This window comes from Candidatus Manganitrophus noduliformans (genome assembly GCF_012184425.1).
Taxonomy (GTDB): Bacteria; Nitrospirota; Nitrospiria; order SBBL01; family Manganitrophaceae; genus Manganitrophus; species Manganitrophus noduliformans.
In genome coordinates, this window is sequence record NZ_VTOW01000014.1 from 1 (window position 1) to 5,208 (window position 5,208).

Annotated in this window: 5 protein-coding genes and 2 pseudogenes; 6 read left to right on the plus strand and 1 reads right to left on the minus strand. The window is 50.9% G+C overall.

Annotated features, from left to right (window positions below):
* Positions 1 to 292: 292 nt before the first annotated feature.
* Positions 293 to 1,365, minus strand: a pseudogene (locus tag MNODULE_RS24265) (IS5 family transposase).
* A gap of 639 nt (positions 1,366 to 2,004) precedes the next feature.
* Between MNODULE_RS24265 and MNODULE_RS25620 the strand changes: the two are divergent.
* The 6 genes and pseudogenes from MNODULE_RS25620 to MNODULE_RS24295 all read left to right on the plus strand — a co-directional run bounded on the left by MNODULE_RS25620 (position 2,005) and on the right by MNODULE_RS24295 (position 5,035).
* The gene (locus MNODULE_RS25620; protein WP_168063787.1) at positions 2,005 to 2,367 is read left to right on the plus strand and encodes a tyrosine-type recombinase/integrase; all 363 of its coding nucleotides are present in this window, start codon (positions 2,005 to 2,007) and stop codon (positions 2,365 to 2,367) included.
* Between the two features lie 165 nt (positions 2,368 to 2,532).
* Entirely contained in the window at positions 2,533 to 2,745 is a 213-nt protein-coding gene (locus MNODULE_RS25185; protein ID WP_202882349.1) for an AAA family ATPase, read from the plus strand.
* 58 nt (positions 2,746 to 2,803) lie between these two features.
* Positions 2,804 to 3,160: a sigma 54-interacting transcriptional regulator gene (locus MNODULE_RS25625; protein WP_422666777.1), complete on the plus strand. Its 357-nt coding sequence runs from the start codon at positions 2,804 to 2,806 to the stop codon at positions 3,158 to 3,160.
* Positions 3,049 to 3,453: pseudogene (locus tag MNODULE_RS24285) on the plus strand (AAA-type ATPase lid domain-containing protein); the annotation flags it as partial. The gene MNODULE_RS25625 and the pseudogene MNODULE_RS24285, both read left to right, overlap by 112 nt.
* A gap of 411 nt (positions 3,454 to 3,864) precedes the next feature.
* Positions 3,865 to 4,098 (plus strand): hypothetical protein, encoded by a 234-nt coding sequence (locus MNODULE_RS24290; RefSeq protein WP_168063790.1) that lies wholly within the window; start codon positions 3,865 to 3,867, stop codon positions 4,096 to 4,098.
* 385 nt (positions 4,099 to 4,483) lie between these two features.
* On the plus strand, positions 4,484 to 5,035 hold the full coding sequence (locus MNODULE_RS24295; protein ID WP_168063791.1) for a phosphatase PAP2 family protein: 552 nt from the start codon (positions 4,484 to 4,486) through the stop codon (positions 5,033 to 5,035).
* Positions 5,036 to 5,208: the final 173 nt, after the last annotated feature.

The following is a 5,208-nucleotide window of genomic DNA, read 5'->3' on the forward strand; positions in this document are numbered from 1 at the left end:
CTTACAGGCCTGTGAGACATTCCCTAACTGCTTGGCCAGCTCCAGTAATCCCACCTTCGTCTTGATGATCTTTTGATCCTTACTCATGTCCTTGACTCCTTTCTCCCACTCTCGGGATGAGATCCAAAGACCTTACCATATTGTCAGATTAAATCGTAGTACTTGCACATAAAATTTCTTTCTTGAAGATCAATTTTCTCCGGCTCAGAGGCCCATGTTGAATTCTCTTCATCTTGTTTTCGGTTTGCGAAGGCTCATCGAGCCATCCACTTTGCCTGGAACCATTGCTGGGCTATACAGCCGCCGCAACCGACCGCTTCAGATTGGCCATTCGCAACAAGTTGTAAGCCGCGCCGACCAGCCAGCCCTGCAGTTGCGTTCGCTCTCGGCCTCTAAAGCGGGTCCTGCGAAAACCCCCGATGCTCTTGAGCCACCCAAAGATCTCCTCCACCCGCTTTCGGATTCTCTGGCTGATCGCATATCCTGCATGCCGAGTGGTCCGACCATCGATGGCCGAGCCGCCTCTGCGCTCTTCGTTGGCGGCCACATGCGGGGTAATCTTACGGCGTCGGAGCAGGGCGACAAAGTCGCGCGTATCGTATCCTTTGTCCGCTCCCAAGGTCTTGGGCCTAACCCGCTTTCGCCTCTGGCGGCGAAGCATCTCTTCGGCCGCCTCCCGCTCCGCCGTCCCGGTAGCCTCGCTGACGTGCAGGTCGATCAGCAGACCGTTTCGGTTCTCCATCAACGCGTGGGCGTTGTAGCTGAGCTTGGACTCTTTGCCAGGGCCTTTTCGCATCAATCGTGCCTCCGGGTCGGTGGTCGAGACGTGGGTCGCATTCGAGCGCTTCTCTCCCCGGAAGTTCACCGTGGGGTTGCCCGGATCATCATCCGTCGTCGGGCGATCCGAGGAATCTTCTCCTTTGGGTCGAAAACTCTTCAAGGATGCCCACGCTTCAATCAGGCTGCCGTCTACCGTGAAATGCTCGTCGGAGAGAAGCCCGGCTTTGCGGGCCAAGCGCACAACCTGCTCAAAGAACTTCAGGGCCACTTCGTGTTCCAGCAGCCGATCCCGATTCTTGGTGAAGGTTGTGGCATCCATCGAGGGCTCTTCCAGGTTCATGTCCAGAAACCAGCGGAAGAGAATGTTGTATGTAGTCGAGCATCTCGCAGAACAGTGTCTCGGATCGAACCGAGTACAGGGCGATCAACAACTCGGCTGTACATCGCGTCGAAAGTGGGAGAGAGCACCGCCAGAACTTTATCGGCATCGTCTTTGATCGCTCGAAGGGGATGATGGGCCGGAACCCGCTGCTCCGCAGAAAAGTAGCTGAACATCATGTTCTGAGAATCGTTGATCCCTCGCATCGGTCCTCCCTCGTGAATGACTGCGCGCGAGTATACCAAATCAAAACCGCGTCGCGAAGGACTTTTTCAGTGACCTGCTAGAGCTTTTTCTCTTGCAGATGAGGCGCATCTTCGGATGCTTTTTGGGAGAGCTTCCCCCAGCGCAGGCCCAAGAGCAGGGCGACGGCCACCAGCAAGGTAAAGCGAGCCGGATAGTCGGGTTACGAAACTGCGTCCATTCCAGCTTCACCCCAAACTGGAAGTGGAGTACTTCGGCCTCAAGTGGGTGCTTACCGATCATTTTTTCCGGAATTATCAGTCTCTCTATGAAAATGCTGTTGGCATTGAATTCTTCAAGACCGCTGTTCGGGGGCCCTGCTACCCGGGCTGTAATCGCGATGCGTTTTCATCTGTCGCGGATAATAAATGTTTGTACTGCGGAAAAGAATTTTCCGTGGGGATCACTTCTCTAAGGGTTTTCTGTATCTTCTATGCAGGGCGCTTTGGAACGATTGCATCAGGGAAACGGCTTCATGCCGGTAAGTTACCTTTTCCCAAAAAGGCGGAAAGAAGAAAGCAGGATGAATTTCATCAGACGGGCGGTTTATAGAGAAGTTCAAGCAGACGCCATAAAAAATAACCGGTAAACTTTCTTAACCAATGTCTTACCAATACAAACGCGAACCGCTTACACAGGACGAAGCAAACCGTTTGGCCAATGCGTGCCAGACCCATGAAGAGAAGCTCGTCGTCTGGACACTTCTTCATACGGGTTTGAAAGTCAATGAACTGGCCAACCTCAAAAAAGAAAATATCGATCGGCAGAATCATTATCTCATGGTCTACGGAAAAAGGCGGACCGTATGGGTCCCAAACCAAACGCCGCATCATCTCTCTCTTCTCGCGTCCAACCGCTCATCGAGGGACACTTCGCTCTTTATGAAACGTTTGGGATGGGTAATCATACTATCCAGCGCTTGGTTAAAAGAGTCGCCAACCGCGCCCATATATCGCGTCCGGTGATGCCTCATGTGCGTCGGCATACTTTGCCGTGACCGCAGTTCAAAAAGGGATTTTCGCTTCCCTTTCTACAACGTCTTCTAGGGCACGACCATCTCGGCACCACCCAAATCTACCTCAGCCTTTCGCCGGAAGAGGTTATTCGCGAATTCAAAGAAAAATGGTAAAGTGAACCCACACCTATGCCTGCTCAAACCATCGCGATCATCAATCAAAAAGGAGGAACCCGGCCAAACAACGACCTCCGTCAATCTTGCTATGGCGTTCTCCCAAAAAGGAAAAAAAGTTTTATTGATCGATCTCGATCCTCAAGCCTACTCCACCATCGGCTTGGGCTTTGATGTTGTTTTACTCTTAAAAAGAGATTCTAAAGCAGGATGAATACTGCTGTGGAAGTTTTGCCCTACTTATCGAGTTAAACCCAGATTGGGAAATTGAAATTTCCCTCCAAGCTAAAAAATTGCTAAAAACGTTTGAAGACAAAGTGATCCGCCGCATCGGGAATATTCGAGAACAGAAGGTCGACGTCCGCATCGTCACCGCGACAAACCAATCACTGGAAGAAGCCGTCCGCCAAGGACGATTCCGCTCCGACCTTTTTTTTCGCCTTCGGATTATCAACCTGGAGCTTCCTCCCCTCCGCAGCCGCGGAAATGACATCCTGCTTCTTGCAGAGCATTTTTTAACGATCAATCGCGGCGCTACGGGAAACAAGGAATGCGCTTTAGCCCCGAAGCCGAAAAAGTGCTTCTCAATTATTCCTGGCCCGGCAACGTCAGAGAACTTCGGAACATGATTGAACAGACTGTCCTCCTCTCCCGTGACAGCGTTATCGCACCGGAGCAGCTCTCGCTCCTTACCGGTCTTATCAAAATGAATCAGGTCGACCGGCAAAAGGAGAATATGGACCGTTTCCCCCTTCCTCTCCAGGGCATTTCGTTGGAAAAGGTGGAGCGCGACTTTGTCCTTCAGGCTCTTGAGCAGACCTCCTGGAATGTCACACAGGCAGCGAAGCTCCTGGGACTGACCCGCGATACGCTCCGATACCGGATGGATAAATATAAACTTGAGCCCTCTTCTTCCCAATAGAACTCCGGTCCACATCTGAGCGGAACCGGCACGGAACCGCCTTGATTCTTTCACAGAAAGATTTACCAGTCCATCTGGACGGCCCGCACCCCTTGCATCAATAAATGGCTCAGCCGCCTAAAATTCCTCCTCGACGGATGAATTTTAGGCAGTATCGACGCACACAACATTCCTGTGAATGGGGCAATCCGCCCGTTTGATGGCGATTCCACCCAAATGCTCTAATGGAACTTTTCCACACACATATAAGTGTATGGTCCTTTTGTTAACGATTTCAATCAGATCAGCTTATATTTTTATTTTTTCGCATTTTGGCACTCCCCTTGCTTTATACGGAAGCGTGTTTAGAGAAATTCTAATTGGATCGAATCCAGATACAGAATAAAAAACCATACTCTAAAGGAGAATCCTATGTTCGATTTATATTTTGGTTTTGGGACAATCGTGTTGTTTGCGTTTTTCTATCTCAACCTTGCTTGGGCTCTGAAGTCGGCCCACACTCCTCCGCCCAGAACGATCGGGAATAAGAGTGAGCTGGAGCGGATCATCCCAGAGGTCTGCACACTGGAGCAGGGAGTGCCTGTTCTTAATGCCACTCTTCGAGTTCCACAAATGAAGAAGCAGATGGCTCCATCGAACCAATGAGGCCCCTTCGTCAGTGGCAACCCGGACTGCCGGTCAATGCCGAGGAGGATGGGACCCCATCCTCCTCCGTTATTATCGGAGAATTGCCGCTCCCGCGGCACGCCCTCCCTCGGTTTCTATCCCGTTTACGTGTCATATAAAAGAGATCGGATACAATATTTGTTAATAGTGAAGAACCCCGCCCAAAGGGCGGGGCTTCTGAAACATAAAACCTAAACCGATTGCATCCGCTTCGCTCCGGGCTGCCATTCATCCCCATACAAAGCACGGGGCTTTCCGGCAGGGGCAGTAAAAGGAGATCGTCTAAAATCCTCCATCCCTAACCTGGTTTGACGCCCAGGGCACCTAACTGTATACTTTTCAGAAATTAATTGGGGAAGGCTGCATGATTGCAAAACCGGGTTCTTGTTTCCTGCGGTGTCTCATATTTTTTTTTGTCATTGTGATCTTTTCCGATGTTTTGGAATCTACCTGCTTTGCAAGACCTCAGGAAGAAGATGTCACTCAAATCATCCTTCCGGTCACCGCCGCCGCTATCGCGTTAGCCCGTTATGACAATGAAGGTTTTCTGCAGCTCTCCAAGGGTTTTGCATCCTCTATTACGGTTACCTATGCATTAAAGTACACCGTCGACCGCGACAGACCCGATGGAAGCCCACATACTTTTCCGTCAGGCCATACCGCTTCAGCTTTTTCAGCAGCTGCATTTCTCCAGAAGCGGTACGGCTGGATGTATGGCCTCCCGGCTTATTCTGCTGCTATATTTACCGGATACGGAAGAGTCGAGAACGGCGCACATCGGACTGAAGATGTCCTCGTGGGAGCGCTTTTGGGTATCGTCGGACAGTTGATATTTACAACCCCCTATACCGATATTAAAGTTGTGCCACTGGTGGGGCGGACAGTGGCGGGGATCGTTGCGACGATCGAATGGTAGTTCAGGTGCAAGTACTACGATTTAATCTGACAATATGGTAAGGTCTTTGGATCTCATCCCGAGAGTGGGAGAAAGGAGTCAAGGACATGAGTAAGGATCAAAAGATCATCAAGACGAAGGTGGGATTACTGGAGCTGGCCAAGCAGTTAGGGAATGTCTCACAGGCCTGTAAG

Coding starts and splice junctions, on each gene's coding strand:
- MNODULE_RS25620 (WP_168063787.1), top strand. CDS start 2,005: ATGTCTTACCAATACAAACGCGAACCGCTTACACAGGACGAAGCAAAC.
- MNODULE_RS24290 (WP_168063790.1), top strand. CDS start 3,865: ATGTTCGATTTATATTTTGGTTTTGGGACAATCGTGTTGTTTGCGTTT.
- MNODULE_RS24295 (WP_168063791.1), top strand. CDS start 4,484: ATGATTGCAAAACCGGGTTCTTGTTTCCTGCGGTGTCTCATATTTTTT.